Here is a 16,216-nt window from a genome sequence, read left to right on the forward strand (position 1 = left end):
AACGGCAGACGGGCGTCGGGGAGCAGCAGCGTCAGGCGCGCGCGGCTCGCAGCGCGCGGATGTTCTGCTTGTCGGCGCCGAGCGCGGTGAGCAGCAGGACGACGCCGACGATGGCGTTGAAGACGTTGTCGGTCGTGTTGAGCGCGAAGATGTTCGCCGAGGTGTTCACGAACACGAAGCCGTACACCGCGAGCACGACGAGGACGATGCCGACGAGCATGTTCACGTTGCGCGACCCGACGGTGTTGCCGAGCCCGACGATGAACAGCGCCGCAGCGAGCAGCGTCCACACCGAGGCGAGTGCCGGGTTCACCAGGAAGGCGTTCCAGAGCAGGCCGCCCGAGTCACCGAAGAAGGCGTGACCGTTCTCACCGGCGAAGAAGAAGCCCAGGATGCCCCAGATGGCGAGCAGGGTGCCGACGGTCAGCGCGAGCGCACGGTTCGGCGAAGCGATGATGCTCGGTTCCTTGACGGCCACGTCGGTCTCCTCCTGTGGTGCCACGTCCTGCGCGGCGACTGGTGTGCTCCGAGCGGGGCTGACGCTCCGCTGGACGATGCCGATCGGGCCCTGGTTCCCAGGATTCGACCGGCCGCTCAACGGTATCGTGTCGGACCCCGAGCGACCCAATCGAAGCGCCGTGACCAGGCGCACGACGAGGCCGGCGACGACGACACCGAGGAGGACGATCCCCGTGACCCGCACGCCCGATCGCAACGCCCTGCCTTCGCGTGACGACGCGCGCGGGCCGAGCGTGTCCCGGCGGCTCCGGTGGGGTGTGCTTGCGGGTGTGGGGTTCGTGATCGTGCCTCTCGTCTACGGAGTCGCGGTGCTGACGCCGTTCGGGCAGCGGCTCGAGGACTCCGCGCTCGGCGGGGTCAGGGAGACCGACCTGTTCGGGTCGGACACCGCGCTCAACGTCATCTCGGTCCCGGTGATCCTGTTGCTCATCGTCGTGATCGCCGCCGTGGCCTTCGCCCGGAGGCGGCTCGCCGTCGGACTGGCGGCGGGTCTGGTGGTGCTCGCCTCGGCCGGCACCTCGACGTTGCTCAAGCGTATCGCCGTGCGCCCGGAGATCGCCCAGTCGACGACGCCGAACTCGTTCCCGTCCGGACACGCGACGATCGCCCTCGCCGCGCTGTTCGCCGTGCTCATGGTCACCCCGAGGCGCTTCCGCCCGGTCGTCCTGCTGGTCGGGGCGGCGTACGCGGTGTTCGTCGCGAACCAGACCGTGGTCTACGGGTGGCACCGGGTGAGCGACATCGTCGGTGCCTGCGGGGTCGCACTGTTCTGGCTCGGGATCGTCCGGGCGGTGGGACCGCTGGTGGACCGCGGAGCTCGTGGGGACCGTGACGGACGCCGTGGTCCGCGCCGGGTCGTCACCGTGGTGCTGCTCGTGTCGGTCGGGGTGGTCGTCGCCGTCGGGGTGACGGCGCTCGTGGTCGCCCTGACGACCGGGTCGGGCAGCGGCAGCGGCGGGTACGACCACGACGCCATGCTCGTCGCGGGACGCATGGCGTCGTCCGCGAGCGTGCTCATCGTCGTGACGGTGGTCTGGCTCGCCGACGGCATGCACCACGCGGCCCCGACGACGGACACCACGGCCCTGCCGACACCGCGGTCCTAGGGCGTCGCGGACGACCGAGCCGTCTCGCCCGCGTGCATGGTGCGGAGGATCCGGCGGGCGATCCGTGCCTCGTCGTCGGAACCGACCTCGTCGCGGACGGCCCGGACGGAGAGCCCGAGGATCTCGGCGATCTCCGACGGTGCCACGTGCAGGTCGGTGAGTCGCTCGACGAGTCGCTCCCGCTCACCGGCGACGGACTCCTCCAGCGCACGGGCAGCGGCGCGCATCGCCCGTGCCCGTTCGCTGGCGTCGCGGACGGCCGCGATCCGCGCAGCCGTGGCGGTGTCCCCGACGACGAACTCGATGCGGGGCACCGACCCGGCGAAGTCCTGCACCATCGTCCGGTGCCGCACGACGACGTCGTCGAGCCATGCGCCGCGGTGCTCGATGGCGGGGTAGTCCACGCAGCGGAGCACCCACTCGTCGTCGACGAGCGCGGCGGTCGAGGAGATGGTCGGCACGGTGGAACCTCCGCGGTGTCCTGATCGGTGAGCCTGGTGAAGGTTCCACGTCGACGCTACGCGTGTTGCCCAGGAACGGCCGTCGGCACTTCGGTGGACGTCGCGGAATAGTCTCCAGTGCGTTACGTTGTACTCGTCAGTTCGATGCAAACGCATAGAACGATCACGCAGGAGGCGGACACCATGCAGTTCGGTATCTTCACGGTCAGCGACGCGACGACCGACCCCACCACGGGAACCACGCCGGACGACACGCAGCGCGTCCGCGACATCCTCACCATCGCCGAGCACGCGGACCAGGCCGGTCTCGACGTCTTCGCCACGGGTGAGCACCACAACCCGCCGTTCGTCGCGTCCTCGCCGACGACGATGCTCGGGTACCTCGCCGGTCGGACGAAGCACATCACGCTCTCGACCTCGACGACCCTGATCACGACGAACGACCCGGTGCGCATCGCCGAGGAGTACGCGATGCTCCAGGTCATCTCCGACGGCCGCATGGACCTGATGATGGGCCGCGGCAACACCGGCCCGGTCTACCCGTGGTTCGGGCAGGACATCCGGCAGGGCGTCAACCTGGCGATCGAGAACTACGCGCTCGTCCGCCAGCTCTGGGAGAACGACGTCGTGAACTGGCAGGGCAAGTTCCGCACCCCGCTGCAGGGCTTCACCTCGACCCCGCGTCCGCTCGACGGTGTCGCGCCGTTCGTCTGGCACGGCTCCATCCGCACACCGGAGATCGCGGAGCAGGCCGCGTACTACGGCGACGGCTTCTTCCACAACAACATCTTCTGGCCGATCGAGCACACCGCGCAGATGGTCGGTCTGTACCGCCAGCGCTTCGAGCACTACGGTCACGGCACCGCGAACCAGGCGATCGTCGGCCTCGGTGGACAGTTCTTCGCGCGCAAGAACTCGCAGGACGCGATCGACGAGTTCCGTCCGTACTTCGACAACGCCCCCGTCTACGGGCACGGGCCGTCGATGGAGGACTTCACGCAGCAGACCCCGCTCACCGTGGGTTCCCCGCAGCAGGTCATCGACCGGTACGCCGCGATGAAGGACAGCGTCGGGCACTACCAGCGCCAGCTGTTCCTGGTCGACCACGCCGGACTGCCGCTCAAGACGGTGCTCGAGCAGATCGACATCCTCGCCGAGGACATCGTCCCCGAGCTCCGCAAGATCAACGACGAGGGCCGTCCGGCCGACGTGCCGTCGAACCCGCCGACGCACGCGGAGCGTGTGGCCGCGGCGCGCGCAGCGGGCTCAGTCGGCAGCGACCACGTGGCCGCGGTCGACGAGTGGACCGGAGCGTCGGTCTGATCGCAGCTCCATGACGGACGGGAGGCCCGGTGCCAGCTGGCACCGGGCCTCCCGTCCGTCGGTGGTTCCCACCCACACCGCGCGCGATGGGAAGCGGAAACGCGCGTCGGGGGTCGGAACTTTCGACCCCCGACGCGCGATTCGACTGACTACGCGCGATTCGACCCCCGACGCGCGATTCGACTGACTACGCGCGATCCCGCGCCGCGGGTGCCGACGCGGCGTGCGCTGCCGGCCGCGCCGGGAGCAGCTTCAGCCCCACCACGCACCCGACGATGCCCGCGATGAAGACCAGGCGGAGCACCGTGACGGGCTCGGCGCCGGTCGCCATGCCCCACAGCACGGTGAGTGCGGCCCCGGTGCCGGTCCACACCGCGTACGCGGTGCTGATCGGGATGTGCCGGAGCACGTACCCGAACGCGACCAGGCTGATCACGATCGTGATCGCGAAGACGATCGTCGGCTGCAGGCGCGTGAAGCCGTGGCTCTCGCCAAGGGCCGTCGCCCAGACGGTCTCGAGCGCGGCGCTGACGAACAGCACGATCCAGGCCATCTCAGCTCACCACCTTGAGGCCGACGACACACGCGACGAGCCCGAACACCAGGGCGATGCGGCCGAACGACGCCGCTTCCTGCCGGCGGGCGATCGCGACGAGCACCGTCAGGGACGCGCCGATCCCGACCCACACCGCGTAGGCCGTGCCGACCGGGATCGCCGTCATCGCGAAGGCCAGGCCGGCCATGCTCGCGGCCATGCCGACGACGAAGACGATCGTCGGCACCACCTTCTTGAACCCGTTCGACGCGCCGAGTGCGGTGGCCCAGACCGCTTCCAGCACGCCGGACAGGACCAGGACGATCCAGGTCATGGTGTTCCTCTTCCGCTTCGGGACGTTTCTCGCACGACTGTGCGACAATCACAGTTCTAGCACGAAGTCGCACACTCGTGCCAGAATGATCGGGTGGCTCGCAGCATGGACGTCGAGGAACGCCGGAGGACCGTCTCCGCGGCGGCCTGGCGCGTCCTGGCGCGGGACGGCCTCGGCGCGCTGAGCGTCCGGAACGTCGCGGCCGAAGCGGGGCTGCCGCCGAGCACCGTCCGGTACACCTTCCCGACGCAGTCCAGCGTCCGGGAACACGCCCTCACCCTGGTCTTCGACGGCACGGCCGCGCGCATCGACGCGCTGCCGTCCGACCTCACCGGGACGGCGTACGCGCACGCGGTCCTCGTCGAGCTGCTGCCCCTGGACGACGCGCGGCGCATCGAGCTCGACGTCTACCTCGCGCTCGGCACGGCGGCGCTGACCGACGCCGAGCTCCGGCCGTTCCACGACCGCGTCGTCGAGGAGATGCGGCAGTGGTGCGCGCGGATCCTCGACGCACTCGGGGTGCCGGCCGCCGACGCGGAGTACGAGACGCGGCGCCTGCACGCGCTCGTGGACGGACTCGCGCTGCACGTCGTGCGGCTCGATCCGGGCGGCGACGCGAGCTGGGCGATCGACCTGCTCGACCGCCACGTCGCGGAGCTCGCCGTCCGGGCGGCCACCACATCGTGAAACGGACACCGCACCGCGCAGATGCGCGATGCGGTGTCCGGGAACTGGACCCAGTCGGGCCGACTACGCGAACGTGGCCGCGTCGATCACGAAGCGGTAGCGCACGTCCGACGCCAGGACGCGCTCGTAGGCGTCGTTGATGTCCTCGGCGCTGATCAGCTCGGTCTCCGGCAGGATCCCGTGCTCGGCGCAGAAGTCGAGCATCTCCTGGGTCTCGCGGATGCCGCCGATGGCCGAACCGGCCCAGCTGCGACGGTGTCCGATGAGCGCGAAGGCCGGGACCTCGAGGGGCTCGGCCGGGGCGCCGACGTTGACGATCGTGCCGTCGACGGCGAGGAGCCCGAGGTAGGAGCCCATCGGGATCTTCGCGGACACCGTGTTGATGATCAGGTCGAACGAGCTCGCGAGCTGCTCGAACGTCGCCGGGTCCTTGGTCGCGTAGTGGGCCTTCGCACCGAAGCGGAGGGAATCCTCCTGCTTCGAGGTGGTCTGCGACAGGACGGTGACCTCGGCGCCGAGCGCGACCGCGATCTTCACGGCCATGTGGCCGAGGCCGCCCATGCCGACGACCGCGACGCGGGTGCCGGGACCGGCCTTCCAGTGGTGCAGCGGGGAGTAGGTCGTGATGCCGGCGCAGAGCAGCGGCGCGACCTTCTCGATGTCGAGCGACTCCGGCACGCGGAGGACGAAGTCCTCGTTCACGACGACGGCCTGGGAGTAGCCGCCCTGCGTGATCGTGCCGTCGGCGGGGTCGACGCCCGCGTAGGTCTGGATGTTGCCCTTCAGGCAGTACTGCTCCTCGCCGGCGACGCAGTTCACGCACTCGCCGCAGGAGTTCACCATGCAGCCGACGCCGACACGGTCGCCGACCTGGTGCTTGGTGACCGCCGAGCCGACGGAGGTGACGTGGCCGACGATCTCGTGGCCGACGACCTGCGGGTACTGGATCTCGCCCCATTCGCCGCGGACCGTGTGGATGTCCGAGTGGCAGATGCCGGCGTAGGCGATGTCGATCTCGACGTCGTTCGGGCCGACGTCACGACGGGTGATGGTGGTCTTGACGAGCGGCTCGGTGGCTGACGGTGCCGCGTACGCGTTGACGGTGCGCAATGATCTCCTCGTGGGGTCGCATGTGGGCCGGATCCGGCCCACATCCATCTTGCTGGAGCGCTCCCGAGAGTGGGAGGCACCATCAGGGCACCCCGGGGAAACGCACGCAGCGGTCCGGTTCGCGCACTGGCTTTGTCGGCGACCATCGGCCGACTTACGGTGGAGCAACCGAGTCGACACCGAATCCGTCGCCACGATGCCGTCCGCGTCCTGCGGATCCCTGGCACAGCGGAACGACACGGGCAGCCGGGCTTCGCCGCCCACGAAGGGCTGGTCCTCATGACCGCCGAGAACGTCACCGTCCACCCGTACGAATGGCACCGCCGGGGCCTGCGCTCACCGGCCGAGATCCAGGCGCTCGTCGAAGCTCGCCTGATCCACCACACCGACACGCACGAGCCCACCTACGCCGACTTCCTCGGCGAGCAGGTGGCCTGAACCGACCCGCTAGCTCCTCGGAGTCCTCGCGAAGAACAGGGTGAGCGCTCCGAGTGCGATCGCCGCGACGATGAGGACCCAGGCGACCGCGCCGACCGCCCCGTCCCACGGGCTGATCAGCAGTCCGATGCCGACCAGCAGCAGCACGAGCGCCCCGACGAGTCCGAGCACGTGCGGTCTGCGGGTCCAGGTGCGTGCCATGATCCTGACGCTACGCGCCGGGGGTGCGCCGACGCACTGGTTCGCACGTACCCCGTCAGGCGCGAACGGCCAGTCGCTGCCCCGCGATGCGGGCGAACCGCAGGGGATCCGCGAGCGCGTCGGACGGTTCCCCGGTGGTCTGTGTGGCGATGACGGTCAGGGATGCGGCGGCGTCGAAGTCGTCGATCGGCGCGTCGATCGCTCCCGCGACGAGCATCCGCCGACGTCCGGCGGCGAGTGAGCCCACCACGCTCGGCACCTTGCCCACTGCGGACTGCCCGTCGAAGCGCCCCTCGCCGGTGATCACCACGTCGGCGGTGTCGAGCACCGCGGGCAGCCCGAGGACGGTCGCGACCGCGGCGGCACCGGGTGCCAGGGTCGCGCCCCAGACGAGCAGCCCGAACCCGGCGCCGCCCGCGGCTCCCGCACCCGGGGTGATCGGGTCGACCGTCGGGAAGCGGCCGGCCCACCGTTCGAGTCGTGCCTCGTGCACCGCCACGCGGTCGGGTGCGACGCCCTTCTGCGGCCCGAAGACCGCGGCCGCGCCGGTCGGGCCGAGCAGCGGCGACGTCACGTCGGTGAGGACGGTGACCCCGAGCGGCGGCAACGGGCGGAGGCCGGCCGCGCTCACCGCGGCGACGTCGTCGAGCAGTGAGCCGGTGGCCGTCGTCGCGACGCCGGAGAGCCCGAGCGCGCCGAGCATCCCGGCGCCACCGTCCGTCGACGCGCTCCCGCCGATCCCGAGGACGAGCCCGGTGGCTCCGGCATCGAGCGCGGCGGCGATCGCCTGGCCGAACCCGGTCGTCTGCGCGCGGTCCGGCTCCGGTGCCGTGAGGAGCGGGAGTCCGCTCGTCGCCGCGAGCTCGACGACCGCGCGACCGTCCGGCAGCGACAGCCACGCGGTGTCCACGGGCGCGCCGGCCGGGCCGGTGACCGTGACCGGGACGCGACGGGCGTCGGGGAACGCGGTCGCGAACGCGTCGAGCGTGCCCTCGCCGCCGTCGGCCATCGGCATCAGCGTCACGGCGTCGTCCGGCCGTTCGGACTGCCAGCCCTCGCCGATCGCCGTGGCGACCTCGGCGGCGGTGGCGGTCCCCTTGAAGGAGTCGGGCGCGATCACGACGTGCACGCGACAACCGTAGTGCGGGCTCAGTCGGGGAGCGCGAACCTCGGGTGCGGTGTCCCGCCCGTGGCGAGGTCGGCGAGCATCTCGCCGAGGAGCGGCGCGAACTTGAACCCGTGCCCGGAGAAACCGGTCGCGACGGTGACGGGGCCGCGACGGTCCATCACGAAGTCGTCGTCGGGGGAGTTGTCGTACAGGCAGCTGATCGGCTCGGGGTCCCTCGCGTCGACGCCCGGCACGAAGCGCGCGACGTACGCCTGCAGCCGCTCGAGTTCCTCGGGCACGGCGATGAAGTCCCGGTGGTCCGGGTCGACCACGGGCCCGGTCCCGTGGAACCCGACCTTGACGCCCTCGCCCGGCGTGAGGAGCCCGTAGACGTCGGGTCCGTCGAGCTGCCAGTGCACGAAGCTCGGCCACGCCCCGTCCGGCACGTGGCTGGGGAAGTGGGCGGGCTGCTCCTGGGTGACGCGGATGGCCGGGAGGCTCGCCCCGCGTCCACGGAGCACGTCGCCGACGAGCGTGGGGGCCCACGAGCCCGCGGCCGCGACCACGCCGGATGCGGTCACCGACGTGGCGCCGTCCGGGCCGTCGAGGGTCAGCGTGACCGAGTCGCCGTGGTCCTCGACGCCGGTGACCCGGGTGCCGAAACGGAGTTCCGCGCCGTCCGACGCGGCCAGGTCGAGGAGCGCCTCGACGGTGTCGGCGGAACGGATCCGCCCGGCGGACGCGTGCGTGAGGACGTGGCCCTCGAACGCCAGCCCCGGCCACCGCTCGGCGGCTTCGTCGGGCGTGAGCAGCTCGTGGTCGATGCCTGCGTCGGTGAGTGCGGCGTGGATGGCCGCAACCTGGTCCGGCCGGCCGTGGTCGACCGCCCCCGTGAGGTCGAGGAGCGTCCGCCCGCTGGCCCGTTCGAGTGCCCGCCATGCGTCGAGTGCCCGGATGCAGAGCGCGACGTACTCGGCGTCCGCGTAGCCCATGCGGAAGATCCGGCTGGCGCCGTGTGAGGACCCCTTGTCGTGCCCGCGCTGGTGCTGCTCCACGAGCAGGACCCGTTCCCCTCGCGCGGCGAGAGCCCGGGCAGCAGCGGCTCCGACGACACCGCCCCCGACGACGACCTGGTCGACCACGGACCTGGGGGAACGGCCGGATGGCCTGACGATCACGAGCGAGTGACGGGAATCGAACCCGCGCTACCAGCTTGGGAAGCTGGAGTTCTACCATTGAACTACACTCGCGCGCCCGCTCAGCGGGACTCGACAACCATATCGGATTCTCGCCTGGAAGCCAGCCGACCGCGCGCCGCACGCCGACCGGCGGAGTCGCCCCGAACCTCCCGTGTCTCTTCTGTGAGCCGTGCCACCTGACGGACAGGTGTCGGGCGTGTGTGTACCGTCCAGGGAGTTCCAGCGACCCCGACCCGAGGAGGACCCGGATGGTCAGACATCCCCTCATCGACGACGTGAGCGGCCCCGCCATCGTGGTCGACTCCGGCTCGCAGGTGGTGTGGCTGACCGACGCGCTCGGCTCGCTGCTGCGGCGTGCTTCCGCCTCCGACCGCATGGTCGTCCTCCGGACCGGACCGGACGCCGCGATCACCCCCGCGCTCCGGCACGCACTCGGCGCCCACGGCGCCGCATGGGCCGTGACCGACGCGGACGGCACCCTGCGCGACGGCCGCACGGGTGTCGTCGCCGACGGCCTCGACGACTTCGTGCAGCACGGTCCCGAGCTCCTCGGGGAACCGGCACCCGGCGTCCCCACCGCCACCGGCTCGGTCCGACAGATCAGCATCGACCTGACCCTCAGGCACCACGCCGAGCGTGCGGTCGACATCGGCTCCGCGATCGAGGCGCTGTGCCACACCGTCGGCACCTGCCCGAACCGCTGGGGGACCGCCGAGCCCCTGTCGCTCCCGTGGGACCGCTGGGTCGTGACGCAGTACGCGAAGCACGAGTCCCCGGGCATCAGCACCTCCTACGCCGTCGGTGACGGCTTCTCCGCGACGATGACCGCGCACCTCGACGACGGCGTGGTCGTCGAGACGATGTCCGCCGTCCTCACCGTCCCCGACGAGGGCACCGACCCGCAGCTCGCCGAGCGGATGCTCGAGGCCGTGCACCGCGTCGCCGAGGACGTCGTCCCCGTGTTCGGCGTCGTGATGCAGCGCCGCGGCGACGCGGACCACCTCGTCCGGGCGGTGGCCCACGCGGAACCGTCGCCGCTGGCCGTCGTGGTCGGACCGGAAGCGGTTTCGTTCCTCGACCGTGGTGACGTCTGGCCTCCGCCGCACACCTCGACCTCCACCTTCGGCGGTCGCGGGCTCGCCCCGGGCGACTCCGACGACCAGGGGCTCATCGTCCGTCTCGAAGACGGCTGGACCGCGCTCGAGTCGTTCCTCGACCGCATCGACGAGGACCGCTTCCTGCAGCTCGTCGGTGGCGCCCCCCTCGACCCCGCGCACGACGAAGGCACCCTCGACGGACACGTCGCGGCCGGGCTCCACGGTGGCCACGGTGCCGCGTGACGTCACCCTGCTCTGCCGGGACGAGGTAGAGGTCCGGGAGATCGCCGAGGCGCTGCTCCTGCACGACGACACCTGGGGGGTCCGCGCACTCGACGACGGCCCGATGATGCAGGTCTGCCGCGACGCGACGCACCCGGTGATCACCGTGCTCGGCGTCCGACGGGTGGACACCCTCGACGAGGTCCAGCGGATCCTGCCCGAGGCCCCCGCGCTCTCGACTCCGCTGTGGTGGGTCGACACGGTCACCCCGGCGGGCGCCGACGGGGAGTCCGGGATCGCCGCCGCGCTCGAGGCCGCGATCGACCTCGACGCGGTCTGCATCGTCCACGGGGACTGAGTCCGCGCCACCCTTCGAGCTTCCTGTGCGGGGCCCTTGTCCGCCCTGCGCCGGGCGTGTCCCCAGTTGTGGTGCAACTCGTCCACACGACACCTGTCGAGCGGATACCGAGAAGTACTGTGTGAGCACCCGAGCCGTGTGAGCAGGGCGCATGCGCCCCTCCACGGCAACACCCCTCACTGAACAGGGCTCCAGTGCGAACACCACTCATCGGGCGCGTTCCCGCGCGCTCTCGCTTCCTCCTGTCCGGCCTCGTCGCCGTGGGCATCGTCGGCATGGCGCTGGCGGGCACCGGTGCGACGGCCGCCGTCGCCGACGCTCCGGCGCAGACGACCTTCGTGCAGGAGGGCTTCACCGGCACCACCGCCGGGACGAGCTACATCCTGCCGTCGACGCAGTCCGGCGACGCGAACTACGCGTGCCTCACCGCGAAGGGCGCGGCGAACACCGGGTCGATCCCCACGTGCGCGGACGCGTCCGATGCTCCTGGCAGCGGTGCGCTCCGGCTCACACCCGCCGAGAAGGACTCCGCCGGAGGCGTCGGAGCGGTGCAGTCCGTGCCGATCACCAAGGGGATCGACGCGGTCTTCAACAGCTACCAGTACAACGGCGATGCCGCTGACGGCATCGTCTTCTACCTCGCGGCGACCGACCCGTACAACCCTTCGGTTCCGGCGAAGATCGGGTACCTCGGTGGCTCGCTCGGCTACAGCGCGAGCACGACGAACAATGCGCAGGGCCTCTCCCACGCCTACCTCGGCATCGGCCTCGACCGCTACGGCAACTTCGCGAACAGGCAGTTCGGCGGGTCCGGCTGCGACACCGACCAGGGGACCAACGGCACCCTCGTCAAGAACGCCGTGACGGTGCGTGGGCCCGGGAACGGCTCGGTCGGGTACTGCGTGCAGTCCACGACGACCGTGAACGGAACGCTCAGCACGACCGGAGTCACCGACCGCGCGGCCGCGAACGTGCCCGTCGAGATCGTGATCAACCCGACCGCCTCGGCACTCCCCGCGCAGCAGAACCCAGCGGTGTCGGTCGCTGCGGGTCACTACGCGGTGATCTTCACCTCGATCGGCGGGAAGCAGCAGGTCGTGGACGGCACGTTGCCGAAGTTGGCGTCGAACAACGCAGCATCGATCGACCCGTCCTGGATCGACCCTGCGACCCAGTACCCCTACAAACTCACCTACGGGTGGGTCGCGGGGACCGGCGGGCAGAAGGACGTGCACGAGGTCAACTACCTCAAGACGACGACGGCCGCCGGTCCGGTCCCGGCGCTGTCGGCGGTGACGGGAGGCTCGTCCAGCGTCGCGCACGCCGGCAACGGCACCTACACGGTCACCCCGACCGTGTCGGCCGACGGTGGCTCGGAGTCGCAGCCGATCCGCACCACGACCACGTTCCCCGCGAACGTGACGCCGCAGGTGCCCGGTGGGACGAACGTCGGCACGAACTGGTCCTGCACCGTCGCCGGGCAGGTCGCGACCTGTGACTACACCCCGACGTCCACGATCGCCGCGGGGACGGTGCTGCCGACCCTGACGATCCCGTACTCGGTGTCCGGTGCCGCACGCACCGCGACGGTCTCCACCGTCGTCGCCTCCACCGACGCCGAGGCCGTGACGGTCACCGGTGCGGTCGTGGTCGACAAGCAGAAGACCGCGATCGCCACCTCGGACGTCACCGCCACCGTCGGGACGACCGCGAAGCTCACCGCCACGGTCTCCTCGACCGAGAAGACCGGCTCCACCGTCCCCGGTGGCACCGTGGAGTTCCGGAGCGCCGACGCATCGAACACCCTCCTCTGCTCGGTGACGCTCGTGAACGGCGCCGCGTCCTGCAGCGTGCCCGCCAGCGCGGTCGGCACCAGCGGGTTCGTCGTCTCCTACGCCGGCGACACGGACCACGCCGCCGCCGCGAACGCCACCGCAGCGCTGGTCGTGACGAAGATCGCCACGGCGGTCTCGCTCTCGGCGTCGCCGTCGCCGTCCACGTACGGTTCGCCCGCCACGCTCACCGCGTCGGGGCTGCCGTCCGGCGCGACCGGCACCGTCGAGTTCCGTGAGGGCGACACCGTCCTCTGCACGGCGACGCTCCCCGCCACGAGCTGCGACGCGCCGGCCGGACTCGCAGCAGGCACGCACACGCTGACCGCGGTGTACTCGGGTGACACGACACACGACGGCGCCACGGCTGCCGACGTCTCCCTGACGGTGCAGAAGGCCACGGCCTCGATCGGTGCCGGTGGCGGCACCGGCAGCGGCACGGGCTCGGGCGGTGACGGTTCCGGCTCCGGCGGCTCCGGTTCCGGCGGCTCCGGTTCGGACGAGGGCGGCGCCGGTGGTTCCGACCCCGACACCACCGTCACCGTGACCCACGGCCAGAGCACCACGCTCGACACCCCGAACGTCCCCGAGGACGCCACCGGCACCATCGAGTACCGCACCGGTGACGGCACCGTCCTCTGCACGGCCACGCTGCCCGCGACCACCTGCGTGATCCCGGACGACCTGGCCGGCGGCAAGTACACCGTCCAGGCGTACTACCTCGGTGACGACAACTACGAGCCGTCGCAGGGCGACCCGTTCGACCTCGTCGTCGCGGCACAGCCGACCGAGCTCGTCGCCGACACGGAGACGAGCACCGCGACCGTCGGCTCGAAGGTGCGGCTGAAGGCCTCCGGGATCCCGGAGGGCGCCACCGGCACGATCACCTTCACGAACGCGGACGGTGACACCCTCTGTACGGCCACGCTGCCCGAGACGAGCTGCGAGACGGACGCGCTGCCGGTCGGCTCGAACGAGATCACGGTGACCTACGACGGCGACGACTCGTTCGCCACGTCGAGCACGACGCTCAGCGTCGACGTCACGAAGCGTCCGACGGAGCTCGCCGCCCCGACCGCCCCGACCAGCGCGGTCGTGGGCTCGAAGGTCCGCCTGACGGCGACCGGGCTGCCCGAGGGTGCCACCGGCACGGTGACGTTCACCGACGCCGACGGCAAGGTCCTCTGCACGGCCACGCTGCCGGAGACGAGCTGCGAGACCGACGCGCTGCCGGTCGGTTCGAACACGGTGACCGTGTCCTACAGCGGTGACGCCACGTTCGCGGCGTCGAGCACCACACTCGAGGTCGTCATCACCGCGGCCCCGGCTGGCGACGAGGACCCGACGCCCGCTCCGACCGTCGACCCCACGACGGCCCCGACGGCGACGGCCACGCCTGCCGCGACCGCGGGCACCGAGCTCGCCTTCACGGGTGCGCCGATCGTGATGAGCACCGGGATCGCCCTCGCCCTGGCGCTGCTCGTCGGTGGCCTGGTGCTGCTGGTGGCGCGTCGCCGCGCGGCCCGCGACACGGAGTCCACGCAGGAGTAGCCCCCACGACGAGAACCGCCCCGCACCACGGCCTTCCGTGGTGCGGGGCGGTTCTCGTCGTACCGCGCGTCAGTCCTGCTCGCGCATGGCGGCCAGGCGCTCGTTGTACGCCTTGAGCTCCGCGTCCCCGTCGCGCTCGGCCTGACGATCGAGGCGCTTCGCGTCGCGGGTGTCCGACTTCACCCAGTTGCGCACCACGAGCAGCGCGACGAACACCATGGGGAGCTCGGATGCTCCCCAGGCGATGCCGCCACCGGTGTGCTGGTCGTCGAGGAGCGCCGCGTCGTTCGTCTGCCCGAGCGCGTGGAACCAGTCGATCGCGTACACGGACTCGGAGGTCATCACCGCGACGCCGAAGAACGCGTGGAACGCCAGGGTCGCGAGCAGGGCGATGATCAGGATCGGGTACTGCGGCCGCTTCGGCCCCGGGTCGATGCCGACGAAGACCCAGAAGAACAGGTAGCCGCTCAGCACGAAGTGGACGACCATCACGACGTGCCACTCGTGGGACTGCATCGCGAACTGGAACGCGGGCGTGAAGTAGAACACCACGAGGGACCCGGCGAAGATCACCCCGGCGACGGCGGGCTTCGCCATGAACTGCATGTAGCGGGAGTGCACGAAGAGCATCAGCCACTCGCGGGCGCCGCGCGAGCCGTCGTTGCGCACCGGCAGGGTCCGCAGCGCGAGGAGCACCGGGCCGCCGAGGACGAGCGGCAGCGGCACGAACATCATCAGCAGCATGTGCTGGATCATGTGCGACGAGAAGTGGATCATGCCGTAGACCGACGGCCCTGCCGAGGTGGTCCAGATGAACACCGCGCAGCCGAGGACCCAGGAGATCGTCCGGCCGACGGGCCACTTGTCGCCGCGCTTCCGGAGCTTCCGGACGGCGAACAGGTACCACCCGGCGCCGACCACCGCGAGCGCGAGCCAGACCCAGTCGATGTGCCACTGCGTCAGGAAGGTGTGCAGCGTCTGCGCCGGCGGGTACGGGTAGCCGATCAGACCGGACCGGGTGTCCTCACCGGTCTCGGGGGTCTGCGGGATCGGCGGCTGGCTGCGCGACACGGCGACGGAGACGCCGATCGCCACGGCCATGAAGACCACCTCGGCGAGGGCGAACCGCGTGAACGAGCGGCGGTCGAGCGGGGAGCGGAGCAGCGCCGGCACGAGCTTGCGGCGCTGCACGATCCCGGCGATGCCGAGCAGGATGAGGATCGACGCCTTGACGGTGATGAGCCACCCGTAGGTCGTCGTGAACAGGTCGAGCGGGCCGGTCAGCCGGAGCGAGGCGTTCACGACGCCGGAGAACGCCACCGCGGCGAACGACCAGCCGGCGAGCGTCGAGTACCGGGCGACGACGCGTCCGGTGGCGCCCTTCGTCCGGGTGCGGAGGAGGAGCACGGCGACGAGCCCGCCGGCCCAGACGCACACCCCGAGCAGGTGGATCGCGAGGGAGTTCACCGCGTTGGCGTGTTCGAGCGAGCCGGCGGCGTGGCCGGAGAGCGCGAGGGGCAGCAGGGCGAAGAGCCCGAAGACCGTGGCGACGGCGAGCGTCGTGACCCGGGTCGCGAACGCGGCGAGCACGGTGGCGATGAGGATCGCGGCGGCGGAGACCACGAGGGACTGGCCGATCTCGACCTGGAACGCGAAGAGCAGGAAGTTCCGCGCGAACAGCGGCGACGTGATCGACGAGCCGAGGGTGTTCGCCCCGGTGAACACGATCCCCACGACGGCCGCGAGGAACCAGATCGCGCCGGTCGTCGCGGCCCACCGGACGGCCCGGTGCTGCACGCTCGACATCGCGCCGTGGTCCTTCTTCTGCGCGGGGAGCGCGAACGCGGCGACGATGAGGAGCCCGACGGTCAGCGCGGCCATCCCGTCGTGCACCGCCCGCGCGACCGGCAGGCCGTACTGCACGAGGTCGCCCGCGGAGACGAGCTGCTGGTCCGAGGAGAACGCGCCGGTCACCGTCATCCCGATGATCGAGCACGCCACCGCGAGGGGCAGGGCGACGGCGAGCACGGTCGCGACGGTGGACGTGCGCGCGGTGCGGGGCGCGGACTCCGGCGCCGGGCCTCCAGGCTGGGCCTGCGCTGAATCTGGCTGGGGGGACGTGACGGTCATCAACC

At 71.3% G+C, this 16,216-nt stretch carries 16 protein-coding genes and 1 tRNA gene; 7 read left to right on the plus strand and 10 right to left on the minus strand.

Annotated features, from left to right (window positions below):
- Positions 1 to 31: 31 nt before the first annotated feature.
- The gene (locus tag EDF24_RS04755) at positions 32 to 703 is read right to left on the minus strand and encodes a DUF4383 domain-containing protein (protein ID WP_165931296.1); all 672 of its coding nucleotides are present in this window, start codon (positions 701 to 703) and stop codon (positions 32 to 34) included.
- Positions 704 to 803: 100 nt separating this feature from the next.
- On the opposite strand from EDF24_RS04755, the gene EDF24_RS04760 reads away from it, so the two are divergent.
- Complete coding sequence (locus tag EDF24_RS04760; RefSeq protein ID WP_185021556.1) at positions 804 to 1,625, plus strand: phosphatase PAP2 family protein; 822 nt, start codon at positions 804 to 806, stop codon at positions 1,623 to 1,625.
- On the opposite strand, the gene EDF24_RS04765 is transcribed toward EDF24_RS04760, so the two are convergent.
- A complete protein-coding gene (locus tag EDF24_RS04765) occupies positions 1,622 to 2,086 on the minus strand; it encodes a hypothetical protein (RefSeq protein ID WP_123701272.1) in 465 nt (154 codons plus the stop codon). The two genes, EDF24_RS04760 and EDF24_RS04765, sit on opposite strands and share 4 nt — an antisense overlap.
- Before the next feature lie 183 nt (positions 2,087 to 2,269).
- Here EDF24_RS04765 and EDF24_RS04770 point away from each other — a divergent pair, with 183 nt between their 5' ends.
- Positions 2,270 to 3,409 carry a CE1758 family FMN-dependent luciferase-like monooxygenase gene (locus EDF24_RS04770; RefSeq protein ID WP_123701273.1) on the plus strand — a complete coding sequence of 380 codons (1,140 nt, stop codon included), beginning with the start codon at positions 2,270 to 2,272 and terminating at the stop codon, positions 3,407 to 3,409.
- A 187-nt stretch (positions 3,410 to 3,596) separates the two neighbouring features.
- Here the strand turns inward: EDF24_RS04770 and EDF24_RS04775 are convergent, their stop codons facing one another.
- Both EDF24_RS04775 and EDF24_RS04780 read right to left on the minus strand, forming a co-directional pair.
- Positions 3,597 to 3,962: a multidrug efflux SMR transporter gene (locus EDF24_RS04775; protein ID WP_123701274.1), complete on the minus strand. Its 366-nt coding sequence runs from the start codon at positions 3,960 to 3,962 to the stop codon at positions 3,597 to 3,599.
- Position 3,963: 1 nt separating this feature from the next.
- Positions 3,964 to 4,278: a multidrug efflux SMR transporter gene (locus EDF24_RS04780; protein WP_123654626.1), complete on the minus strand. Its 315-nt coding sequence runs from the start codon at positions 4,276 to 4,278 to the stop codon at positions 3,964 to 3,966.
- Positions 4,279 to 4,371: 93 nt separating this feature from the next.
- Between EDF24_RS04780 and EDF24_RS04785 the strand changes: the two genes are divergently transcribed.
- Complete coding sequence (locus tag EDF24_RS04785; RefSeq protein WP_260233351.1) at positions 4,372 to 4,965, plus strand: TetR/AcrR family transcriptional regulator; 594 nt, start codon at positions 4,372 to 4,374, stop codon at positions 4,963 to 4,965.
- A gap of 63 nt (positions 4,966 to 5,028) precedes the next feature.
- Here EDF24_RS04785 and EDF24_RS04790 read toward each other — a convergent pair whose 3' ends face one another.
- Entirely contained in the window at positions 5,029 to 6,075 is a 1,047-nt protein-coding gene (locus EDF24_RS04790) for an NAD(P)-dependent alcohol dehydrogenase (protein WP_123701276.1), read from the minus strand.
- 279 nt (positions 6,076 to 6,354) lie between these two features.
- Between EDF24_RS04790 and EDF24_RS19060 the strand changes: the two genes are divergently transcribed.
- Positions 6,355 to 6,513 carry a hypothetical protein gene (locus EDF24_RS19060; protein WP_185017274.1) on the plus strand — a complete coding sequence of 53 codons (159 nt, stop codon included), beginning with the start codon at positions 6,355 to 6,357 and terminating at the stop codon, positions 6,511 to 6,513.
- Between the two features lie 9 nt (positions 6,514 to 6,522).
- Here the strand turns inward: EDF24_RS19060 and EDF24_RS04795 are convergent, their stop codons facing one another.
- The 4 genes from EDF24_RS04795 to EDF24_RS04810 all read right to left on the minus strand — a co-directional run bounded on the left by EDF24_RS04795 (position 6,523) and on the right by EDF24_RS04810 (position 9,072).
- Positions 6,523 to 6,714 carry a hypothetical protein gene (locus EDF24_RS04795; RefSeq protein ID WP_123701277.1) on the minus strand — a complete coding sequence of 64 codons (192 nt, stop codon included), beginning with the start codon at positions 6,712 to 6,714 and terminating at the stop codon, positions 6,523 to 6,525.
- A 55-nt stretch (positions 6,715 to 6,769) separates the two neighbouring features.
- Complete coding sequence (locus EDF24_RS04800; RefSeq protein WP_123701278.1) at positions 6,770 to 7,843, minus strand: glycerate kinase; 1,074 nt, start codon at positions 7,841 to 7,843, stop codon at positions 6,770 to 6,772.
- A gap of 20 nt (positions 7,844 to 7,863) precedes the next feature.
- Positions 7,864 to 8,964 carry an FAD-dependent oxidoreductase gene (locus tag EDF24_RS04805; RefSeq protein WP_123701279.1) on the minus strand — a complete coding sequence of 367 codons (1,101 nt, stop codon included), beginning with the start codon at positions 8,962 to 8,964 and terminating at the stop codon, positions 7,864 to 7,866.
- A gap of 37 nt (positions 8,965 to 9,001) precedes the next feature.
- A tRNA-Gly gene (locus EDF24_RS04810) sits at positions 9,002 to 9,072 on the minus strand.
- A gap of 197 nt (positions 9,073 to 9,269) precedes the next feature.
- On the opposite strand from EDF24_RS04810, the gene EDF24_RS04815 reads away from it, so the two are divergent.
- The 3 genes from EDF24_RS04815 to EDF24_RS04825 all read left to right on the plus strand — a co-directional run bounded on the left by EDF24_RS04815 (position 9,270) and on the right by EDF24_RS04825 (position 14,081).
- Positions 9,270 to 10,361, plus strand: coding sequence for a DUF6177 family protein (locus EDF24_RS04815; RefSeq protein WP_123701280.1), 1,092 nt, complete (start codon positions 9,270 to 9,272; stop codon positions 10,359 to 10,361).
- A complete protein-coding gene (locus tag EDF24_RS04820; protein ID WP_123654620.1) occupies positions 10,351 to 10,698 on the plus strand; it encodes a hypothetical protein in 348 nt (115 codons plus the stop codon). The genes EDF24_RS04815 and EDF24_RS04820 overlap by 11 nt, the downstream gene beginning before the upstream one ends.
- A 194-nt stretch (positions 10,699 to 10,892) precedes the next feature.
- A complete protein-coding gene (locus EDF24_RS04825) occupies positions 10,893 to 14,081 on the plus strand; it encodes an Ig-like domain repeat protein (RefSeq protein ID WP_148070794.1) in 3,189 nt (1,062 codons plus the stop codon).
- Between the two features lie 69 nt (positions 14,082 to 14,150).
- On the opposite strand, the gene EDF24_RS04830 is transcribed toward EDF24_RS04825, so the two are convergent.
- Positions 14,151 to 16,211 carry a cytochrome c oxidase assembly protein gene (locus EDF24_RS04830; RefSeq protein ID WP_123701283.1) on the minus strand — a complete coding sequence of 687 codons (2,061 nt, stop codon included), beginning with the start codon at positions 16,209 to 16,211 and terminating at the stop codon, positions 14,151 to 14,153.
- Positions 16,212 to 16,216: the final 5 nt, after the last annotated feature.

It is taken from the genome of Curtobacterium sp. PhB130 (assembly GCF_003755165.1).
Classification (GTDB): domain Bacteria; phylum Actinomycetota; class Actinomycetes; order Actinomycetales; family Microbacteriaceae; genus Curtobacterium.

What these genes read in the sequence shown, in the direction of transcription:
- EDF24_RS04770 (WP_123701273.1), top strand. Translation starts at nt 2,270, where the DNA reads ATGCAGTTCGGTATCTTCACGGTCAGCGACGCGACGACCGACCCCACC.
- EDF24_RS04775 (WP_123701274.1), bottom strand. Translation starts at nt 3,962, where the DNA reads ATGGCCTGGATCGTGCTGTTCGTCAGCGCCGCGCTCGAGACCGTCTGG.
- EDF24_RS04780 (WP_123654626.1), bottom strand. Translation starts at nt 4,278, where the DNA reads ATGACCTGGATCGTCCTGGTCCTGTCCGGCGTGCTGGAAGCGGTCTGG.
- EDF24_RS19060 (WP_185017274.1), top strand. Translation starts at nt 6,355, where the DNA reads ATGACCGCCGAGAACGTCACCGTCCACCCGTACGAATGGCACCGCCGG.
- EDF24_RS04795 (WP_123701277.1), bottom strand. Translation starts at nt 6,714, where the DNA reads ATGGCACGCACCTGGACCCGCAGACCGCACGTGCTCGGACTCGTCGGG.
- EDF24_RS04815 (WP_123701280.1), top strand. Translation starts at nt 9,270, where the DNA reads ATGGTCAGACATCCCCTCATCGACGACGTGAGCGGCCCCGCCATCGTG.
- EDF24_RS04830 (WP_123701283.1), bottom strand. Translation starts at nt 16,211, where the DNA reads ATGACCGTCACGTCCCCCCAGCCAGATTCAGCGCAGGCCCAGCCTGGA.